The sequence below is a fragment of the Kordia sp. genome, from assembly GCF_965224175.1.
In the GTDB taxonomy this organism is placed as follows: domain Bacteria; phylum Bacteroidota; class Bacteroidia; order Flavobacteriales; family Flavobacteriaceae; genus Kordia.
Map to the genome: position 1 here is coordinate 2,432,458 of NZ_OZ245041.1, position 22,614 is coordinate 2,455,071.

The following is a 22,614-nucleotide window of genomic DNA, read 5'->3' on the forward strand; positions in this document are numbered from 1 at the left end:
ATTGATTAAGAAAGTGATTCGTATACAATGGCTTCTACAGCGCCATTTGCAGAGTTTATAACGCCGCCATCGTTTTTATTTGCAGACATTCTTACCCAAGTTCCTGCGTAAACGTCTCCAAAACCAAATGCTCCCCAAACTAGTTTATGAGGTGCCCAAATGTTTGCGGTATTTGGTGCTAATAAGTCTATAGATTGTGAAAATTCTTGTGCTATATACATATTTCCACGAGAAACATCTGCAATGACAGTTTCCCACTTTTGTTGTTCACAGAATTTACCAATGTATACGTTTTGTCCTTGTAATCCGTCTGCAATTTTGATGACAAAGTTTTCACGTTGATTTTTGAGTAGTGTGATTAAGTTATACGAAACACCTTTGTATGATACTTCACTATTTGTAACTACAGCTGTCCACGGAATGTACTTTAGTACTTTTTGGTTTTCTTCGTCACTGAATTTTCCTTGTATAGCCAATTCTCGTAGTAAGGCTAAATTTCGTTTATCACCTAAGAAAACCGTTCCTAAGTGATCTGGAAAATAGACTTTGTCAGACAACAATGCTCTAAAGATATTTGGTGTAATATTGTTTAGTGCAAAGTCTAAGATTAAAACTGCATGAATTTTGTTTTTATTATACTGCAATTCTCCATTTGTGAATTGCAAGTTTTCTATCGTATCTACATAGGTAGTTCCTTTTTTTCCTCGTTTTTGAACTTCTTTTAAGAGTAAATTGTTAAAAAAGTCTCCTACTAATTTCTTCGAAGGATGATCTCCTTGATGTCCATTTACAATAAAAACACCTAATTCTTTATCTTCCTTAGAAACATATTGTTCTATTTTGTTGATTAAGAATTCTATGTATATATTTTGAGTTTCTCTAGAAATAAATTGTTGTTCTGTTCCTGATAATGTAGGATGTAATTCTTTGATTAATGGTGCAAAGTTCTGAAACTCCATTCCTCCTATTGAGGATCCCATATTGACTTCTAATATTTTGAATCCATCTTCTGTATAGGTCAAATCGAGTCTTGAACTAACATCTAATCTCTTTTGATTACACATTAAGGAAAATTGTCCCATCGTTTGATCTCCATTAAAATAGAAATCAGAAATTTGTTCTACATCGTTATCAAAATAGAGTTCTGGTATTGTTTGTAATAGTTTTGGAACGAGTATGCAAGCATCTTCTAAGTCTTTTTTTAGACTATTACTAATAATAACTGGCCAAGATGAGATAGGATATTTAAATCCTCTAAATACATGACTTACTAAATCACTATCTGTGTCTAATAAGCTTGGTATTTCTTCCGTATTTCCCTTAACTATAGTTTCATAACTATCAAATAGAATCGTATTTTTCATATCAAGCTTATTTTTAAAATGATAAAATTCCCCAATACAACATGTAAGTTACAATGAGAATATTTGAGAAGATTACAGAGAATACAATACTTCTATCGTTTATTGTTTTGATTCGTATTCCAAATACAAGCACTGTTATCACTACTAAAATTAAAAAGACGAATGCTAACTGAAATAGATACCCGTAGTTTTGCGGAAGTCCAAATGCGAGTATAAAAAAGTTATAGCCAGATACGTTTAGTAATGCACTCACAAGTCCAAATAAGCAAATAAGTCCTACGATTGATGATATAACCGTTAATATTCTCAGCAACTTATCTGATGTGTTTATGTATTTCTTTCTGAGCAATCTGTAGAGATATACAAAGATGAAAACCAGCATAACACCTACTGCAATTACTAATGGCGCCAAGAATACGAGGTTCATTTCACTCAAACTATTTCCCATATTTCCAACACCACCATTTAACTTGATATCTTTTACAAGATTCATAGCTGTTGCATTTTTAAATGCATCTTTGGGTTGATTTACTGAAGGGTTATTCACGAATGATTCTGTGAGCAAAGTTCCTATTTTTGTAAGTCCAGGTATGTGCCCAAAAGTATATGCAGGAATCGCATTTGCATTTTTAAATTTACGTGCTACTTTTTCTCCATTTGTTACTGGCGTTATAGGGTCGTATTCACCTGAGAATACCATTACAGGAAAAGAAGCTTCTTTTAAATTACTCAAATCATGATGAAGTAGTAAGGAATCTGGAATGTTTTTATTCCATTTTTCACATACTTTAAAATCTGATCTGTAGAAAGATAATCCACCTTGTAGTTTTGAGTATTTGGCAGCATTCGCTTCAAATTCAGCAATTTCATTGTTAGGCAACGTTTCATTACAACTTACACAATAATACACACCATAATCCATTCCTAATAGGCTAGAAAAAGCGCTAACTAAATTTCCTAAGGCATCTTCATTTCTTTCTTTAAATTGATAGATAAGTATCGGAATGACCTCTACTAAGTTTTTATCGTATAAGGCTTGTTGTACAGATATTTTGAAATCTTCTGCGTTGAATGTAAATTTTTCAGCTTTTACTAAGTTTTTATCAACATCTACAGTAATTGGATTTTTTCCTATATCGGCAATAACTTCATAGTAAGTATCTTCTAGATTTGGATATTGTTGATTGCACTCAGGATCATTTTTACAAGCTGTAAATACCTTTTCAAGACTCGTCATGTAATTGCTTGTATTTTCTGTGTAATATGTATTGATATCAGCTACCGAAGAATCTAACACTAATGCCTGTATATCTTCTGGAAACATATTTGCATACACTTGTGCCATGTAAGTTCCGTATGAGACAGCATAGATTTTCCATTTTTTATATCCTAAATAGTTGCGCAAAGCATTTACATCTTTTGCCACAGAACCACTGTGATATGCATCGACATCTACGCCATGTTTTATCAATTCTTGCTTACAAGAGAGTGCTGCATTGGTTTTTTCTTCTTCGTCTTTTTCTGCAGATTGATCTTTGGCTAAGATTCCTAATAATTCTTTTCCTAGTTGAGGACAAAGGCGCGGTTCAGAAAGTCCTGTTCCGCGTACATCAAATAAGATGATATCGTGATTTTTACGTGCTGGATGATTTGTCCATGAGAAAATGTTTTGTATAGCTCCAGCTCCTGGTCCGCCTTGCATGAATACCATTGCCGGGGCATTTTCCTTGTTTTCAAGATTTTTAAGTACTGCAACCGCAATTCTAACGATACTTCCTTTTTGGTTATCCCAATTTTCAGGCACGTTTAAATAGCCCCATTTGATAGTATCTTCGTTTAATACTTCTGAGGTGTAGAAACCATCTTCTATTTCATCAAAAGTAATTTCTTCTTGGGCATTTGCTATATTTAAGAAGCTAAAGCAACAAATAGCAATGAGTAGCAATGTATTTTTTGTTAAAATTTTCATGATTTTTGAATAGTGAGTGTTGTCCGATTAAAAGTTAAAATCAATATCAATAACTTCTTCTTTTTCAAAAGCTAAGTCAATATCGATTGTGTGTATTGATTGGTTCATATTTTGAGTGATTTCCTGTAGAAATTTTTCGTATTTCATAATCAGTAAATCCATAGTTTCTTTTTGATATTTACTCGTGTCATAGAGAATTGAACCTCTTAAGTAATCATTGCTCAAAGCAAAATCCATCAACATTGGCAAACGATTGTATTTTGCGATTACTGGGCTCGTTTTGAGTGTTAAGTCTTCCGTAACTTCTACCTGACCATAGTTGAAGGTTTGATTTTGAAGTACGAGTATTGCTTCAAAACGCAACGTATTTAATACGTCTTCTGGAATGTCTTGATGTTCGTCTACTGAAAGTAGGTTTTGGTGCATTTGCTGCATGATTGTCAAGAAATTCTCTTCTGCTTCTATTTTGCTTCGCAATGGAAGTGTCTTTACAAACATCCCGATATGATCATTTAATCCTGAAGATGTCCTTCCTGAATTGATGGTTCCTAAACAGATATCATCAATTCCATACATTTTGTGTAGTAATACATGAAATGATGCCATGAGTAATGTGTGCAAGGTTACTTTGTGTTGTACCGCAACAGCATTCAATTCATCTAAGAAAGATCGTTCCCAATTAAAAAGATAAAAAGCACCTGTATATTTGTCTTCGACATCTTCTTTGTCATATGGAAGTAAGCTTTTCCATTGGTATTCTTTTAAGTATTCTACCCAGAAATCTCTATTAGAAACTTCGTTTTCAATTTCATGCTTGTTTTGCCATGCTACATAGTCTTTAAACTGATATTCTAGTGTTGGTAAGCTAAGTTTTGATTTTTCAACAGTTGCACGATATCTGTCTGTGATTTCTTTGATCATTAGTTCTAACGACCATCCATCCATAATGACATGATGTGTAACAAATACCAACATATCGTCGCCATCTTCTACGTGAAAAATTGCCACTCTGACTAGCATATCATTTGCTAGATCGAATTCTTCATTAGAATATGCTGAAAGTGCTTCATCATATTGATCGGCAGACATATGCTTTTCTTCTATTTGAAACGAGATTTCTTCATTTGCTGTGATTTTTTGATATGCAGTCCCTTCAATTTCAACAAAATTAGTTCTCAGTATTTCATAACGATTAATGGTTTCTTTGAATGCTTCCGTAATGATTTCCAAGTCTAAAGTTCCTTCAATCACATAGGCTCCAAACATGTTGTACGCTACCGATTTTTCAGATTGTAAAGAAGCTAACCAAATTGCGTATTGAGGAAACGTAATTGGATAGTGAGGTTGTATTTCTACTGGAAAGATTTCCCTACTCTTCTTATCTTTTTTATTGCTTAAATATTCTGATAGTGAAGCTATGTCTGCATATTCAAATAGATCTTTGAGTGATAGACGATGTTTAAATTCTTTTTCGATATATCCAATTAATCGAACGGCATTTAGTGAATGTCCGCCTAACGCAAAGAAGCTTTCTGTAATATTGAAATCTTCATTAGTTTGCAGTGCTTTTTTGTAAAATTCGTATAACTTTTTTTGCATTTCATTTTCTGCTTTTACTACAGTTTCTGTTTTGTTTGTTTTCACGATTTCTCTTTGCACCAATTCTTTTCTGTTTACTTTTTTATTAGGCGTTAGTGGAAATGCTTCTAGAGTTACCATTGTATACGGAATCATATATGCTGGCAATTTTTTTCCTAAATACGTTATAATTTCTGTTTGATCAATCGTTTCTTCTTTTGGGATAATGTATGCTACCAAAAAAGCTCCTTGATCTTCTGATTTTTTTGCGACAACTACTGCATCTTTGATGGTTTCATGTGCGTTTAATTGTGCTTCTATATCGCCGAGTTCAATTCGGAAACCTCTTATTTTCACCTGTTGATCGTCTCGTCCAAAGAATTCAATTTCACCTGTCGTATTCCATTTTCCAATATCTCCAGTTTCATAGATGTATTCATCCGAAATAAAAGGATTTGGTATAAATTTTTGAGCTGTTAATGTTGCTGCTTTGTAGTATCCTTTTGCTAAGCCTTTTCCTCCAATGTAGATTTTACCTTCAGTATTTACAGGTAATAATCCAGTATTACCATCCAAAATATAGAATGAAGTATTTTGAATAGGTTTTCCTATGTTAGAAGCGTCTGCTGCTTTTTCAATGTGTTTTATGCTAGACCAAATAGTGGTTTCTGTAGGGCCATACATATTCCATAAAGATTGTGTAGTTGTCAGTAGTTTTTCTGCTAAAGATTCACTTAGTAAATCGCCACCACATAGTACTTTTAAACTTTTGTTTCCTTCCCAACCTTCATTGTATAGCATTTGGTAAAAACTAGGTGTCGCTTGTATGATTGTTGGTTGAATGTTTGATAATTCATCAATGATATGCTTAGGATTTTGTAATGTTTCCTGGTTTGCCACATATAAGGTAGCTCCTGAAATTAACGGTACAAAGAATTCTAGAATGGAAATGTCGAATGATTGTGTTGTTACTGAGTATAGCGTATCTGCATCTGAAATTCCTGGTTTTTGTTGAATGCTTTGTAGAAAATTGATCAGTGATTCGTGTCCAATTTCAACTCCTTTAGGATTTCCAGTAGAACCTGATGTATATATGATATACGCTGTATCTTTTTGCGAAACGTTAGTATTGATTGTTACTTCTTCTGAAAGTGTCGTCAGTGTTTTTGCGTTTATGAATTCAATACCTTCTTTAAGCGTCAATGAAATTTTTACATCACCAATAATTGTTTTTAATTGACTATGTTCAATGATGTATTGTAAACGCTCTTCCGGAAAGTTTGGATCTAATGGAATATATGCTCTTCCCGATTTTAAGATTCCAAGTAGTATTAGAATCATATCTGCTGAACGTTCCATTAATAAAGCTACTGGAGTTTTTTCATCTACAAAATGCTGATTTAAGTGTGAAGCAATATTGTTTGAAATCGTTTCAACTTCTTCGTAAGTATAAGATGTATGAGCATCTTTTACAGCAGTTTTTGTTGTATATTTTTTTGTAATTTCTTCAATCTGAGAAATAACCGTTTCCGTAGGTTTTAAAGTAGTTTGTGTATTGTTGAATTCAACGATTAATTGCGCTTCTTCTGCTTTTGATATATATGTATAGTCTTTTAGTTTTTGTGTTGGATTTTCTCTGAGATGCGTTAGTAGATTTTCAAAATGCCTCACTACGCTTTCTATTTCTGTATCTGTGAAATAGTTGATGTTGTAATCGAAATCGATTTTTACATCTTCTTCGGCATCAAACTCCCTGATGTATAAAGCTAAACCTACACGTTCAGATTCGTGCGTCATTGGAATTACCGTAGTTTTGGTGTCTTGAAAATGTGCTGAATAGTTTTGCTTTTCGTAAGACAGTGTAATGTCAAACAAAGTTCTATTTTGTGTAGCCAATCCGAGTTCGTTCAATAATTTTCCTAGTGGAAAACGTTGATGTCTGTAATCTGATCGTAATTGTTGTCGTATTTGCCCTAAGAATTCATCGAAAGTACATTCAGCATCAATATTCATTTTTAAAGACGAAACGCCCATAAAGAGTCCAACTGTCTTTTTAAATTTTGCGGAACCTCTATTTAATACAGGAACGCCAATCACCATAGATTCTTTCTGAAATCTTTTCGAGAAGTACAGATATAATGCGCCAAGAATGAAGTGAAATGTAGATACTTTGCACGCTTTGGCTATCTCAATAATTTCATTGTACGTACTACGTTTTAAGATAAGTTCTTTACGTTTACTTTTATTGATTGTCGCTTTTTTATCTATCTTTTTCAGTAATGTATCTGGTAGATTTTCAAATGTATTTTTCCAATAGGCTGCATCTTTTTGGTAAGCTTCAGAAGTTGCATATGCTTCATCATCTACACCAAAATCAGTATATTTAAAAGGATATGCTGTTTCAATTTTTCCTTTTTGAATGAGTTCATTGTAGTTAGCTACTAAACGTTGAAACATTAAGGAAGTTCCCCAACCATCAGTAATGATATGATGATACTTAGAGTACAGGTAGAAGCGATTTTCATTTACTTTTAGGAGAACAAATTTGTGAAGTTTTTTGTCTTCTTCTAATTGAAAAGCTTCTAGAAAATCATTTTTCATGTATGCTTCCGCAGTACTTTCAGGATGTTCTTTTTCAGAAAAATCTATGTACGCAAGCGCTGAATTGTAATTTGGTATCGTTTTGATTTCTACGAGTTCATAATTTGCTTTAATTTGACTTCGATACGCATCATGTTGATTGATGAGCGCGATGTATGCTTCATTCAGAATTTCGTATATGATGTTTCCTTCAATTACTATTTTTGCTCCTATGTTATAGATAGGTTCATTTGGATATAGTAACTGTTCAAAATAAACATCTTGTTGTGGCAGCGTCAGTTTCATTGGTCGTTTTAATTTCGGTAAGAGTATGCTCTTTGAATGGTAGATACTGTGTTTTATTTTTTTAAGGAAAAACACAGTAAAAACTTATATACTTATAGATTTACTTTTGGAAGTAGCTTATAGCATACGTGTAATAAGATTTATATTTTTTTGATGCTGAAAAAATTTGAATCTAATCATACTGTAATTAAGCAGTATGATTAGATTCTAGTACATTTTTAACAGAATGTATTTCTTGATGTATAATACACATCATTTGGATCTGCCATACGGCTCGATGCTGGTCCTGAACAAAGCACTTTATCGCCTGTCGCAGCTCGTGCTGCTCCACCAACTAAGTCTACAATTTGTTCTTTTTTTAGTTCTAATTTTTTTACACTTTTTTTCATTTTGTTTTGATTGTTTTTGGTTAATATTCGTAATTTCTTAAAAAGAAGATCCAATGTTACTTTTTTGTATTTGTGAGTAGTAAACATATAGGTTTTGGAATCTTTTTCTCAAAAAGGATGTTCTTGTTAATTAATAATTGCTGGTTATGAAATTATTTTTTCTTATCTATTTATTATACCCATATAATATTTGATATATCTTCTTCTTTTTTGATTTCTACGTCTTTTATAATTTTACCGTAATCAAATTTTATGATTCTATCCGCATTTTTAAAATAAGCATCATCATGTGTTACTGCAATAATAGTTTTGCCTTCTTTTTTTAGTTTTGGGATTAGTTCCTCATAGAAGAATTTTCTAAAATGTGGATCTTGATCCGCAGCCCATTCATCTAGAATAAGTATTGGTTTTTTCTCTAGTAAAGCAAAAATCATGGACATACGTTTACTTTGTCCTTTGGAGAATCTTCTTCGAGCAGATTCTTCTTTATCATCTACAATAACGCCATCCATTTGCATCGTTTTTAATAGATCATTGTATTTTTCATTCCCTGCGAGTTCGTAATTATCATAATTTTTTGAGAAGATATGATTGTTCGTAAAAATTGCAGCCATTGAATCTTGCAAGTCTTCTTTTATACTTATCGTCTCTTTTTCATTAAGTATGACTTCTCCTTGTGATGGTTGGTATAAACCAGTAAGTATGTTTACAAATGTACTTTTCCCTGACCCATTTCCTCCAATGATAAAAATTACTTCCCCAGCATTAATTTTTAGATCTACTGGACCTAATGCAAATGATGATTGCTCTTTATCATTGCTTTCGTATGAGAAGCAAACATCTTTAAACTCTAGTGATTCTAATTTTTTATCGTTACGTTCATCAATTGCAGTAGAAGAGATATCTATTTGAAAATCATTCATGAATGTATTGATTCTTGTATTTGCCACCATAAATCGGGTATATGTTTGCTGTAAGTTGATTAAGTTATTTATAGGTCCTGATATGAATAGGATTACAACTACATACGCAATTACTTCTTCACTATCTAGTAATCCCATGGCAGGTAGCCCGAATAATACAGCAGCAATCACAAAATATAAACCATATTGACTGATCATATTAATGGATAAGAAGACATAGTTAATTCTGAAATCTAATCCTTCTGATTTGTCTCTATTAGGTCCTAAATAATCGCCTAAGATATTTTTTCGTCTTGACAGGCTTAGCTTTAGTTCTTTGAATCCTGATATTAAATCATTTACATAACCGTAATAATGTTCATTAAGAGTTCTTAGTTCAGCAACTTGTGACGACATAGAATTCATTACTACAAAATAACACAACGCAACGAGCAAGACTAGTACTAAGACAATCGCCGCCGCACTTACCGAGATTGTAAACATGTAAATAACTCCTAGAATTAACATGAGTAGGGAACTCACAGTGTGTGTTACGGTATACGGCAGATTGGCGAATAAGCGTAAATCTTCCATTGCCGTATAAAAGCGTTGACTACCAAATTTTTCAAGTGTTAACAATGGTGCTCTTAAAATTTGATTGAATAATTTTTTTTCGTTTTCATATAATATTTTAAAGGCGTATTTATTAAGTCCTTTTTGAAATATTATGTTTAATAAATAGGTATAAAAAACAATTGCTAGGAAAACAATAATCATATAATCTTTCATAAAGTTTTGGTTTCCGGCTAGCACCTTATTTATTATAAATACAATCCCAAAACTTAACATAGTGTTGGGTATAGCATATAATAATAGAAGTACAATGTCTTTTGCTTTTAGTTTAATCATGACTCAGCAATTTTGGTTCGTTTATTTAATATTGATTACTGTTTAAATTGACTAGGGCTACTAAGTTAATAGTAGCCTAATCAAATTTTGTTGGTATATGTTTGTGTATTATAGTAAGTTTAATAGTGAAGTTGTTTCTCCTTCGATACATTTACTATTTGACTCATTACTTGTTTAGGGTGATCGTGTATAAAAAAGTGATTTCCTTCAAATATTTCGAAGTCAAATTGAGCAATTGTATAACGTTTCCAATTCTCAATGTTTACTACTTGATCTTCTTCTGCTCCCATCATTGCATAGACAGGGCATAATAATTTAATCTTTGATTCTATATGAATATCGTCTTTTTCTAGTATTTCAAAATCGGAACGCATAATGGGTCCAAAAAATGTATATAGCTCTTCATTTACTAATACTTCTTCCGGTATTCCTCCTAATTCTCTGAGTTCATTTTTAAAATCAGTATCATCCATTAGGTATCGTTTCCCTTTCTTTTTTTCTCCTAATACAGAAGGTGCTCCAGGTCCAGAGTTTCCTGAAACGACAAGCTTTAATGGTAGATCATTGAGTTTTTGCATTTCAAAAGCAACAGATAAACCTAATGTAGCTCCCATACTGTGTCCAAAAATAATATATGGAATAGCTTTGTTTCTTCGAGTTTGTATTTGAGAAACATAATCTAAGATAGCTTCCTTCTTAGAATTGATAAAGTTTTCTCGAAATCTTTTTCCTCTTCCTGGTAATTCTAATGGAATAAATTCAATATGAGACTGTACATATGGTTTTAGAAAATCATATGAATATCCATTTCCTCCTGCAAAATGCAATAAAAAAACTTGCATTTTGTTTTGTCTAATTTGTTCTTCTCTGTTCTTCATTGTTTCCGGATCTTCTTTGTCTTACATTAATCTTTTTATTTCCAAAATTGTAACTCAGTGAAAATCTAATTCCTCTACCTCTAAAAAGTCCGTATCCTAAGTGTGTAGATCTTACTCCATTTACAGTGCTTATACTTTTTCTAGGACTACTATTGAAGACATCTAATAAGTTAACTCCAAATTGAACTTTCTTTTTAAACATTGACATTCTGTATCCAAGATTTAACGATTGGTTTGCCTCATTCTCTGTCTGATTTGTTGTAAATGGTGCTGAATACCAATAATCTACCTGAATACTTTTTGTGTTATCTTCATCTAGTGTAAAGCTATTATTTGTAGATAAATAGTAACTAAAATTACTTCCTACAGGAGCATCAAAATTATTGTTTGTTATTTTCGAATCGTAATTTACTAGGTAAAGGAAATTTTGACTACTCCACCAAGGTTTTGGTCTAAAACTATAAGATTCTGACAAACCGAATCTAGTTAATCTAAAGTAGTTGTAAGGTCTTATTTCTTGATCAAATGTGGTGTCATCTGCTAGTACAACGGTACCAACTCCATCTGTTTCTATTTCATAAAATATTGTAGTTGATAGTTTCCCTTTATATAAGTGAGTAAATTCAAAATTATTATTGAATGAAGGTTGTAAAAATGGATTTCCTACACTAAATGTATTTTGATTTACAAAAAATCTAGTTGGGTTCAACTGAGCAAAATAAGGTCTATTTATACGTCTTCCATAATTTAGAGAGAATGAATGATTATCATTGGGAACATAGGATAAGTAAAGAGATGGAAAAAGTTTTAAATAGTCAATATCTGTTGTAATATTTAGTATTTGTGTTGTTCCTTGTGTATCTGTATTTTCCAAACGCAGTCCCATTTGCACAGACCATTTTTCACTAAGTTGTTTTACTGCATTTAAATAAACTGCTTGATTTCGTTCTAAATACGTAAAACGGTCAAATTCATTGATGTTTTCTAGGTCATTTACATTATTTACATCGTATCTACTATCAATATAACTTACTCTAAATCCGTATGACAGATTTATTTTTTTTAGAGGATGTTCTACATCAAAACTTAAACTATAGTTATCAATTTCACGTCCAGTAACGTTTATACCTGAATAATTAGGACCTATTAATGTTCCATCTGCTTGAAATGCATCCGCAAAATTCCCTCTTGTATCATCTGCATCGTAGTTGAAATAATCTAAATCAACAGATATTTTTCTTCCTATTGTATCTAGTTTTACATTATAATGTGCGTTGGCAGATATATTTTCTGTTTTTAAATTTCTTGTTCCTACAGAATTGATGATGGAATCTATGTTTGTCGTTGCGTTATCTCTAATCACTACATTTGAAGTATCATCCCATAATGCAGAATTTTTATTTCCAGCAATTTGAAATCCTATAGTTGAATTGTCTGAAAGATTATAATCTAAAATAAAACGACCAGAATAATCTTCTATATCTCTATCTTGACGTGATCGAAAATCCCAATTCTTTTGCGAATAAAATGTTTCTGCCTCTTGTAGATAGCGTTGGTCTCCAAACCGAACATTTCCAGTGGCTAAAATATTTACGCCTCCTTTTCTATATTTAAAGTTGTTTCCTATAGAGTACAATGGTACGCGAATTATTTTGGTATTTGCCGATATGGTATTGTTCCAAGAATTTTCTTTTGCTTTTTTTAGAATAATATTTATCAGTCCTCCATTTCCTTGCGCTTCATATTTTGCTGGTGGTGTTGTAATAATCTCGATGGATTTTATATCATTTGCCTGAATTGAATTCAAGAAGTTTGTCATTTCTTCTCCTGATAGATTTAATATTCTACCATCTATCATAATACGCATTCCGCTTTTTCCAAGTATGGCAATTGCTCCATCTTGAACTGTAACTCCTGGTGCCAAACGAAGTGCATCTACTGCGTCACCTCCTTGAGCAGATATACTTTGATCTACATTAAATATTAAGCGATCTGTTTTGCGTTGTATTAGTGGTTTTTTTGCAACTATTTCCACGCCTTCTAATGTGGTTGATGCATCTTGTATAACTATTTCTCCTAAATTAAGGTCGCTTGTTGCGTCAATTTGTTTTGTCCAATCTTCATATCCTAAAAAACTTACAGTGACTTTATATTGTCCTGCTGGTGCTGAAATTGAAAAGGTTCCGTCATCTTCAGTAATACTTCCAGTTACAATATTATTTGCACTATCAGTTAAAACTACATTAGCAAAAGGTACTGGCTTAGAATTATTCATTATTTTCCCGGTTATTTTTACTTGTGAGAAAGTTAATAATGGTACTAAAAAGAGTATAAATTGAAATAAAACTTTTTTTGTCATGGTAATTTGTAGTATGATGTATACTGTTATTTAATTAATGTTAATTTTATTATGTTTGGCTGTTTTTATTTACTATAAAGGTAGAAAAAACGAATGCTTATTAATTTATTTTCACTTACTATTGGTAAGGTAAAAACGTAATTACATAAGTGTTTAAAACTTTATTTTATAAAATGAGCTTTTTATGCTTATTCGCTCACTAATTGTCTATTTTTTCTAGCATAAAGTCAAACAAATTGAAACTTTCAGGCAATCGTTTTGACATTGATTTTGTTAGGGAAACTGTAATATTGATAACATTATTGTATGCATTTACTTCAAAGTTGCATAGGTCGTTATAATGGAAGATTTTATCTTCACGTGTTTCACTCATCCCAGTCATAGTTTCAAACGATTGTTCAAAACTCTTAAAATTATAGACTCCGAAGCTACAGTCATCAATAATCATGTTATGGGATTCCCTTATTTCTTTTTCTATAAGTACATAAGGAATGATTTGATGTTGCCTAGCACGACAATATTCTGAAAAAATCTTTATTGCATTTGACTTAAAATTGTCTTGTAACGGTTGTAGAACAAGAGGAATTGTATTACTCACCATGCCATGAACATTTTGTATATCAAAATCTGCCATGGTTTGTTCTCTTCCACTTACTCTTATTAACTGCAATCCTTTGACTTCACCAAATATCAATTGTATTAATTCTTGATGCATCGCTAGAAAAAAAGCTGAAATAGGTATTCGTAAACTTGTTAATATGCTATGAAACTCATTTAGTTTTTCATGAGAAATTTGTAGTTTGAAAGTATCATATATATAATTTCTATCATTACTATTTAGATTTTTTTTGAACGGTTGTCCTTCACAATTCGTTGTATTGATATTTTTTTTCCAAAAATCTATTGATTTTAATGCTTTTTCAGAAGTTAAAAACTGTTGTTGCCACTCTTGATAATCGCAATTAGTCAACTTAATTTGTTGCATTGGTTTTTGTTGAAAAAACGTATATAAATTTTCTTCTAATATCATATTGGTATACATATCTGTAAGAATATGATGAATTCCAATTACGATAGATGTATCTCCTCTTTCTTCGTTTGTTACTGCTATTACTCTGATTAATTCTCCTCCATCAAAGTTATAAGTGTTACTTAGAAAATTTAGCACTATATTTTCTATAGTTTTAAAGCCTTGATTTTTAGAAATAGTTTTGCATTCCAATTCAAATTTGACTTGTTCAGGATCAATTTCTTTTTGGACATATGTATCTCCTTCTTTAAAAATTTCAACACATAATACAGGTACTGTTTTTAAAAAACTACGTATTAAAATTGGCAATTCTTCTTTGGGAATAATTCCTAATGCAAAAGGTCCCATGATTCCTACTGAATTTGGTTCTTTTAGAAAATATTCTTGATTCAGCGATAGCTGAGTAATTGTCTTCGTAGTCATCATGAGTTATTCAGTTATTATTTTTGAAATATTAGCTGCTATATTTCCTATTCGAGGTTCTTCAATAGCATCTGCAACTTCCAAGTGAAAGCCTTCTTTTTCGAGTCTGGACACCAACATCATAATATGTAATGAGTTACCTCCGATAGCAAAGAAATCATCATTCATCCCTATGCTTTCTATATTGATAATCTCTAATAGAATATTGACTAATATTTTTTCTTCTTCTGTTTCTGCTGGTTCAAAATCTGTAATATTAGAAAGGCTTTTTTCGTCCATTTCTAATAGTGCTTTTCGATCTATTTTTCCATTATATGTGAGTGGAATTGTGTCTAATTGTACAAAGTACGAAGGAATCATATAGTTAGGAATTTTTCCTTTAAGATAGTTTCTAAGTTCGGTAAGCTGGAGTACATTATCCGAAACTAGAAAAGCAATTAATACTAATTCATCATTAATTTTTCTAGTAAGTACAACCGTTTGCGTAATCTCTTTTTTGGCAGCTAAAGCAGTTTCTACTTCTCCAAGTTCAACTCTATATCCTCTAATTTTTACTTGCTCATCATTTCTTCCTAAAAACTCAATAGTGCCATCAACGTTCATTTTACCGTAATCGCCTGTACGATATAATCTTTCTTTGGTATTGAATGGATTTTGAACAAATTTTTGTGCTGTCAAATCTTCATTGTTGATATATTTCTTTGCTAAATGACTTCCTCCTATCACTAGTTCTCCAGCAACGCCTAAAGGCATTAAATTAAAGTCATTATCTACAATATATATTTGAGATCTATCGATAGATGTTCCGATATCTGTATTTAATTTTTCGGCTTTTACTTCTGCAACAGATGCCCAAACTGTATTTTCTGTAGGTCCATATTCGTTGTATAACTTACAAGTATTGAGTACTTCAAAATGTTTTTCAACTAGTTTCTCTGTTAGTTTTTCTCCAGCAACGACTATTCTTTTTAAAGATGTGATTCTTTGCGATCCAATTGTTAGTAATACATTATATAATGAAGGAACACATAGCAAAGATTCTATTTGATACTGATGAATTAAAGCACTAAGTTTTTCTGCATTTTTTACGGTTGTTTCACTCACAACATGTAAAGCAGCTCCTGTTGTTAGTGCTTGCCAAATTATTGCGATAGAAGAATCGAAAGAGAATGATGGTATTAATAAATATGACTTTACTTTTTCATAATATTGATTTCTTACTCGGGTAGATGATGCCAAACTTCCATGTCCAATGAGTACTCCTTTTGGTTTTCCTGTAGATCCTGAAGTATAGATAATGTAAGCATCATTTTTTGATGCATCTTTTACTTTTATTAGTTTGGAATCATATTCATTCGCTTCAAAATCTATGTCTATTAATAATGGCGTTCCTGTAAAGAATTCTAGATCGAATATATTTTCAGAGATGGACACGATTGTTTTTATTGCGGCATCTTCTACGATGTGTATCTTACTGTCTTCTCCTAATTCTGTATTTATAGGGACATATGCAGCTCCAGCTTTCAATATTCCTAAGATAGAAATCATCATCCAATCTGATCTTCCTAGATAAATACCTACTTTTTCACCTGTAATGACTTCTTTTTCTTTAAGATAGTTTGCCAGTTGATTGGTCAGTGTGTCTAATTCTTGATATGTATATGTTTTGTCTTCAAATACTAAAGCTTCTTGATGTGGTGTTTTGTTTACCTGATCAGAAAACATATCAACAATTGTAGCACTATTAGTTAGCGTTTTTGATGGCTTATTAAAAGTGTGAAAAATTTGATGTTCCTCAGCATCAGATATAATTTTCAATTCTTTTATACTTTTGCCAGATGCATTCATTAATGTATCAATAAACTCCTCAAAACGAACTAATAAACTTTCAATTCCATCGGTATCATATGCCAATTCATTGTACCTGAAAGCTACACGAATTGATGTATCTTTTGGAAATACTTTGATATCAAAATCAAACTTTGGTTGATCTTTTTCTGATATCATTTCCACATGAATACCATTAGCACTTTCTTGCGTTTCCACTTCCACTTCTGGTATTGCATCTACTTCTTCCGCATAGAAATTTTGAAAAACTAGTAAGTGATTTATAAGATTATTCCCTAATTCACTTTTTGACTGAATTTCCGCAAGACTTAGGTAGTGATGATTTTTTCCTGCTATGTATTTTTCATTTAGTGATTTTAGATATTTCTCAACTTTTTCTTCTTTATCAAAGTTTACTCTTACAGGAATCGTATTGCTGAATAATCCTATAATTTCATCAACTCTTGCAACTTCCTCCGAACGACCAGAAACTACTGAACCAAAAGTAACATCATTAGTATTGCAACATTTTGCTAATAATATTCCCCAAGCTCCTTGAAAAAATGTATTGGTTGTAATGTTTAGTTTACTACAGAATTGATGTAATTTTTTTAATTTATCTTCTCGTATTTCAAATTCAATTTTCTTTTCTTCAAAGTCTTTTTCATTTTTTTTAGCAAGCTTATATGGTACTTCTGCTACTTGATCAACTCCTTGTAAGTAGTTTTCCCAATATTGAACCATTTCTTGTTTATCTATTTTATTCAACCACTGAATGTAATCAGAAAATGGTACAGGAGTATCTAAAGCTATTTCACTTTCACTACTACTAGCTTTTAATATTTCAATAAAGTCATTGAGTAAAATATTCATACACCAACCATCCATAAGAATATGGTGATAGTTCCATATGAACTCATAGGTTGCTTTTGAAGTTTTTATTACATATAAACTCATTTGTGAAGGATCTCCCAACTGGAAGTTTTTCTCAAAAATTCGTTTATTGATTGCTTCTAGTTTTTTTTGTACTGCTTTCTGTGAAGTATTATCTTTTATTTCTTCATAGGTGAATTTTGCAGGCACATCTTTACATACAATTTGTAATGGCGTGTCGTTTACTGTTATAAACTTGGTTCTTAGTATAGCGTGTCTTGCTATTAATTTTTCATACGCATTTTGAATAAGTTCTATGTCTAAATCTACAACATGCATTCTATAGGTTGCTTGCTCAAAATAGGTTTGCATATTTTTCTCGGCAATACTTTGAAAATAGATACTTTCCTGCATTGGAGAGAGTTGATATATATCTTCTACATTTCCATCTGCGTTAAGCTTTTCTAATGTTTTATAAATTAAACCTTTATAAATAACATCTGATGGAGTAAGGTAGTTTTTGGTTTCCTTACCAATGTCTTCTATGAGTGTAACTAAATGTTGTTCATAAGCTTCTTTGAGTGCTATGATGGTGTCTTTATCATAGTGCACTTCTGAGAATTTGATCGCCATTTGTAATTTGCCTTCCACAATCATTCCTGAAACTTCTAGCAAATATGTTTCTTCATTTTCAGCAGCAATATTGCTCCCTATACTTTCTCCTGCATAGTTAAAGATTGATTTTTGTTGATCGTCTCCAGCATTTTCCCCAAAATCACCCAAGAAATTAAATACTATTGAAGGTTCTAATTCTAGTTGAAAGTCTTCATTTAAATATTTTAAAATACCATAACCCATTCCTTTATTAGGAAGTTTTCTTAGGTCTTCTTTTACTTGCACAAGTGCTTCTCTTGAAGTTTTTGTATTTGAAACATTTAAAACAAACGGATACATTGATGTAAACCAACCAATAGTACGGCTTATATCCATATTTTCAATGATCTCTTCTCTTCCGTGCCCTTCCATTTCTAACACACATGTTTCCAAACCATATATATCTCGCACTGCTAAGCCGAGCGCTGTTAGCAATATATCGTTGTTATTGGTTTTGTATATGCCATGAAATTTAGTCTGTAATACTGTTGTAAGTTGTTTATTTAATGTAAACTGAGTTTCATAAGTTTTATAATCAACAGCTTCTTCAGCAACTATTTCTTTAGGAATAGGAACTATAAATTGATTTTGTACTTCTTCCCAATAGTTTCTTTCTGATTCGCTTTTATCACTTTTTGCATATGTTTTTAGTGATGCAGCCCAATCTTGAAAAGCATTCGTTTTTTCAGGAATTTCAATAGTTTTTTGATTCAGTATTTGCTGATATACATTTGTAAAATCTTCCAAGAAAATACGCCAAGAAACACCATCAACAACCAAATGATGAATGATGAATGCAACTCTATCACTATCTTTTAAAGTAAAGTGTGCTACATTCACTAATGGCGTTGCTTCAATATCAAAACTTGATTGTAATACGTTTCCAATAATTTCAATGTCTTTTAATGGATTTTCTACTTCTTGTAAATCGTAAGAATTAATTGTAAAATGTTCTGCTGTATTGTCTTGATTGTATTGCTGCCATGTTCCATCTGTAAATGTAAAACGCATTCTTAAGGCATCATGATGAGCTATTAAAATTTTTAACGATTTCTTAAGCACATCTAAATCAATACGTTGATCACTTCTCAATATGACAGACTGATTGAAATGCTGTATATTTTTTATAGTGCTAGTTTCGAAGAAGTAATGTTGTGTTGGTGTAAGCGCTACGTTTCCTGTAACTTCTTTTTGATCGACTACATGTGTATTAGTATGCATCAATTTTGCCAAATCTTCTAATACAGGATTGCGTAAAATATCATCTACCTTTAGTTTATAGCCTTTTTGCTTTAGTTTAGAAACCACTAAAATTGACTTGATAGAATCACCGCCCATGTTATAGAAGTTGCTTCTCCTCCCAATTTTTTCGTGCTTTAGGACTACCTGTAATACTTCTGCTAGATTTTTTTCTTCTGTCGTCGTTGGAGCGATATACTCTTCTTGTATTTCAGCTTGTTCACTTGGAATAGGCAGCTTCTTTTTGTCTAACTTTCCATTTGTATTTAAAGGAATTTCTTTTAATTGTACATATATAGAAGGCATCATATATGCTGGTAACTTTTGTAACAGTTTGCTTTTGATGTCAGCGCGATCTATTTCTTTTTCTGAAACGATGTAAGCAATTAATGTCTGAGAATCATCTGTTTTATTTGCAATTACCACTGCATTTAAGATTTCTTCTTGTGCAGTTAAAAGTTGTTCTATTTCTCCTAATTCTATACGATATCCTCGAATTTTCACCTGATTATCTATTCTACCGTGATATTTTATACTTCCATCAGAATTCCATGAAGCTAAATCTCCTGTTCTATATAGTTTTTCTTTTATGTCAAATGGACTTTGAATGAATTTTTCTTTTGTCAATTCTTCTCTATTCAAATACCTTTTAGCCACTTGTATTCCGCCAATAAGTAATTCTCCTGCAACTCCAATAGGTTGTATTTGCATGTAGCTGTTTACAATATAAATTCTTGTGTTAGGAACAGGATATCCAATACTAACTTGCTGTGTTGTATCAATATTAGTTAAGTTAATAGCTGTGACATCAATAGCCGCTTCTGTAGGTCCATAGTAATTGTGAATATTTACTGAAGGTAGTTTTTCTTTAAATCTTGACACCGTATTTGGCATGAGCGCTTCTCCACTGCATACTACATGCTGTAAGTTTGATAAATTATCTTCAGAAAAACTTTCTAAAAAAGCCGCCAACATTGATGGTACAAAATGTATTATCGAAACTTTTTCTTTGATGATAAGTTCTTGTAAGTAAAATGGATCTTTGTGTCCTGCTGGTTTTGAAAATACTAAAGTACTTCCCGTTATCAGTGGTAATAATAATTCCCAAACAGATACATCAAACGTGTATGGTGTTTTTTGGATTAATATTGAATTTTCATCTACATTTAGCTGATCTCTCATCCAATACAAACGGTTCATTAAACCTGCATATGCATTTAGTACTCCTTTAGGTTTTCCTGTAGTACCAGAAGTGTAAATTACATACGCTACATCATTTTCATTCAAAGTAACAGCTAAATTTTCTGATGATGTCGCGTATGACTCTGCTGCTTTTAAGTCTAAAGAAATTATATCTTTATTTATAGTTAAATTTTTGGAAACCTCAGCTGTTGTTAGGATGAATTTTGCTTCTATTTCTTGTAGAATAAAATCAATTCTTTCTGTTGGGTAATCGGTTCCTATTGGGACATAAGCAGCTCCCGTTTTTAGGATTCCTAAAACTCCAATCAGCATTTCAAATGAACGTTCAATACACAAAGGAATTAATGAACCTTTACCTAATCCTAATGACAGTAAGTTATTAGCTAATTGATTGGACTTTTGATGTAATTCTTCGTAGGTCAATGATTCACCTTCAAAAATTGCTACTACTTTTTTGGGTTGCGTTTCAACAATTTTTTGAAATGTATTAATGAACGCTATATTTTCTTCAAATACTTTCGTATTTCCTTGAAATGTTTCTGTGATTGTTTTTTCTTCATTGGTAGCTAGCATTGAAATTTCAGCTACACTGATTACTGGATTTTTCAGTACATTTTTCATCAATACCTCAAAATGCTCCATGAATTGAATTATCAATGCTTGTTCATACACATCTTCATTATAAATAAGATCAATAGTAAGTCCACTTTGAGATTCTACTATGTTTACTTCAATATCAAAACGAGCTCTTGTAGCACCCATATTGATTATTTCATTTGTGCTAACTACTTGTTCTTCTTTGGATATGTTTTGCATGGTAAGAAGTACATCAAACAATGCATTTCTCCCAACATCTCTTGAGACATTTAATTCTCCTAATAGCTCGTCAAAAGGATATTCTTGATGATCAAAATCTACTAATAATGATTGCTTAATTTTTTGATAGAGCGTATTAAAATTTTCTGTAGGATCAATTTTATTTTTCAATACTAATGTATTTACATAAAATCCTATTTGATTTTTGAGTTCATCATCTGCTCTATCAAGTAAAGCGGTTCCGATGATTAAGTTTTCCTGAGATGTATATCTATATAATAAAAGTTTCCAAACAGAGAGTATTCCTGTAAATAAACTTCCTTCTTGTTGTGAACAGAATGTTTTTAGATTATCAACTACTTCTAAAGGAATAAAACTTCTTAGCTTTTTCCCTGAAGTTGTCATTATTTTTGGTCGCTGTTTTTGACTTGGTAAATCGAGTACAGGAATTTCTCCCGATAATTTTTCAAGCCAGTATTGTTTATGACTTTCGTATTTTTTTGTTATTAAGTTATTATGATTCCATGTAGCATAATCTTTGTATTGAATCCTGAGTTCTGGTAGAGCGACTGCTTGTTTATTTTCGAAGGAATTATAATATGCTAAAACATCTGAAGTTAATACATTTTTTGACCATCCATCACATATAATATGGTGCATACAATAATGAAACGCATATGTATCTGTTGCAATTTTTAAGAAATGAACACGCAGCAATGGTCCATTTTCTAGGTTAAAAGATTGCTGAACATCATTGTCTGTAAAACTTTGAAGACGTTGCATAGGGTTTTCTGCATCAGATAAATCAATTGTCTTGATTTGAAAATCAATTTCTTTTCTATCCAATATCCATTGTTTTACTTCTCCTGTTTCATCTTGTTTAAAAACTGATCTTAATATTTCATGTCTATCAATAACAGCTTCAACCGCTTTTATAAAGCTCTGAATGCTACTACCTTTTTCTAGAATTTTATAGTCAAATATATTATACGCACTAGCCATTTCTTCATATTGACTTATAATCCACAGACGTTTCTGTGGCGCTGAAAGCGGATAATTTGCAGCAGTTTTCGCTAGAGGAATTGTATTTTGATTAGTGTTTTCTTTTCCTTTTAGATAAGTAATTAAACCTTCTTTATTAGATTTAATTTCTTGAATTAAGTCAGAAGGTATTTTTTTAGTATATGATTTTACTTCTAAATTTTCATCTTTAAGAGAAAGCTTTATATCGTGTTCTCTTAATAGTGATAATAAGTCTTTAACATTTTTTATCATGATAATTACTAAAATGGTTTGCGAATAATTTTGTAGGCTT

Annotated in this window: 9 protein-coding genes; all 9 read right to left on the reverse strand. The window is 31.6% G+C overall.

The window, feature by feature from the left end; translation table 11 throughout:
• Positions 1-5 precede the first annotated feature (5 nt).
• Positions 6-1,364 carry a hypothetical protein gene (locus tag ACOQOS_RS10700; protein WP_420574959.1) on the reverse strand — a complete coding sequence of 453 codons (1,359 nt, stop codon included), beginning with the start codon at positions 1,362-1,364 and terminating at the stop codon, positions 6-8.
• 13 nt (positions 1,365-1,377) lie between these two features.
• Positions 1,378-3,333 carry an alpha/beta fold hydrolase gene (locus ACOQOS_RS10705; protein ID WP_420574960.1) on the reverse strand — a complete coding sequence of 652 codons (1,956 nt, stop codon included), beginning with the start codon at positions 3,331-3,333 and terminating at the stop codon, positions 1,378-1,380.
• A 27-nt stretch (positions 3,334-3,360) separates the two neighbouring features.
• Complete coding sequence (locus ACOQOS_RS10710; protein WP_420574961.1) at positions 3,361-7,797, reverse strand: amino acid adenylation domain-containing protein; 4,437 nt, start codon at positions 7,795-7,797, stop codon at positions 3,361-3,363.
• A 218-nt stretch (positions 7,798-8,015) separates the two neighbouring features.
• The gene (locus ACOQOS_RS10715) at positions 8,016-8,186 is read right to left on the reverse strand and encodes a hypothetical protein (RefSeq protein ID WP_420574962.1); all 171 of its coding nucleotides are present in this window, start codon (positions 8,184-8,186) and stop codon (positions 8,016-8,018) included.
• A 173-nt stretch (positions 8,187-8,359) separates the two neighbouring features.
• Positions 8,360-9,997, reverse strand: a complete 1,638-nt coding sequence (locus tag ACOQOS_RS10720) for a cyclic peptide export ABC transporter (RefSeq protein WP_420574963.1) — start codon at positions 9,995-9,997, stop codon at positions 8,360-8,362.
• 119 nt (positions 9,998-10,116) lie between these two features.
• Positions 10,117-10,875, reverse strand: coding sequence for a thioesterase II family protein (locus tag ACOQOS_RS10725; protein WP_420574964.1), 759 nt, complete (start codon positions 10,873-10,875; stop codon positions 10,117-10,119).
• Positions 10,850-13,150: a TonB-dependent receptor domain-containing protein gene (locus ACOQOS_RS10730; protein ID WP_420574965.1), complete on the reverse strand. Its 2,301-nt coding sequence runs from the start codon at positions 13,148-13,150 to the stop codon at positions 10,850-10,852. The genes ACOQOS_RS10725 and ACOQOS_RS10730 overlap by 26 nt, the downstream gene beginning before the upstream one ends.
• Before the next feature lie 283 nt (positions 13,151-13,433).
• A complete protein-coding gene (locus ACOQOS_RS10735; RefSeq protein WP_420574966.1) occupies positions 13,434-14,690 on the reverse strand; it encodes a condensation domain-containing protein in 1,257 nt (418 codons plus the stop codon).
• Between the two features lie 3 nt (positions 14,691-14,693).
• Positions 14,694-22,574 carry an amino acid adenylation domain-containing protein gene (locus ACOQOS_RS10740; RefSeq protein ID WP_420574967.1) on the reverse strand — a complete coding sequence of 2,627 codons (7,881 nt, stop codon included), beginning with the start codon at positions 22,572-22,574 and terminating at the stop codon, positions 14,694-14,696.
• Between the last annotated feature and the right edge of the window lie 40 nt (positions 22,575-22,614).

Bases quoted from the DNA above. Each gene is read 5' to 3' on its own strand.
- ACOQOS_RS10700 (WP_420574959.1), bottom strand. From the start codon at position 1,364: ATGAAAAATACGATTCTATTTGATAGTTATGAAACTATAGTTAAGGGA.
- ACOQOS_RS10705 (WP_420574960.1), bottom strand. From the start codon at position 3,333: ATGAAAATTTTAACAAAAAATACATTGCTACTCATTGCTATTTGTTGC.
- ACOQOS_RS10710 (WP_420574961.1), bottom strand. From the start codon at position 7,797: ATGAAACTGACGCTGCCACAACAAGATGTTTATTTTGAACAGTTACTA.
- ACOQOS_RS10715 (WP_420574962.1), bottom strand. From the start codon at position 8,186: ATGAAAAAAAGTGTAAAAAAATTAGAACTAAAAAAAGAACAAATTGTA.
- ACOQOS_RS10720 (WP_420574963.1), bottom strand. From the start codon at position 9,997: ATGATTAAACTAAAAGCAAAAGACATTGTACTTCTATTATTATATGCT.
- ACOQOS_RS10725 (WP_420574964.1), bottom strand. From the start codon at position 10,875: ATGAAGAACAGAGAAGAACAAATTAGACAAAACAAAATGCAAGTTTTT.
- ACOQOS_RS10730 (WP_420574965.1), bottom strand. From the start codon at position 13,150: ATGAATAATTCTAAGCCAGTACCTTTTGCTAATGTAGTTTTAACTGAT.
- ACOQOS_RS10735 (WP_420574966.1), bottom strand. From the start codon at position 14,690: ATGATGACTACGAAGACAATTACTCAGCTATCGCTGAATCAAGAATAT.
- ACOQOS_RS10740 (WP_420574967.1), bottom strand. From the start codon at position 22,574: ATGATAAAAAATGTTAAAGACTTATTATCACTATTAAGAGAACACGAT.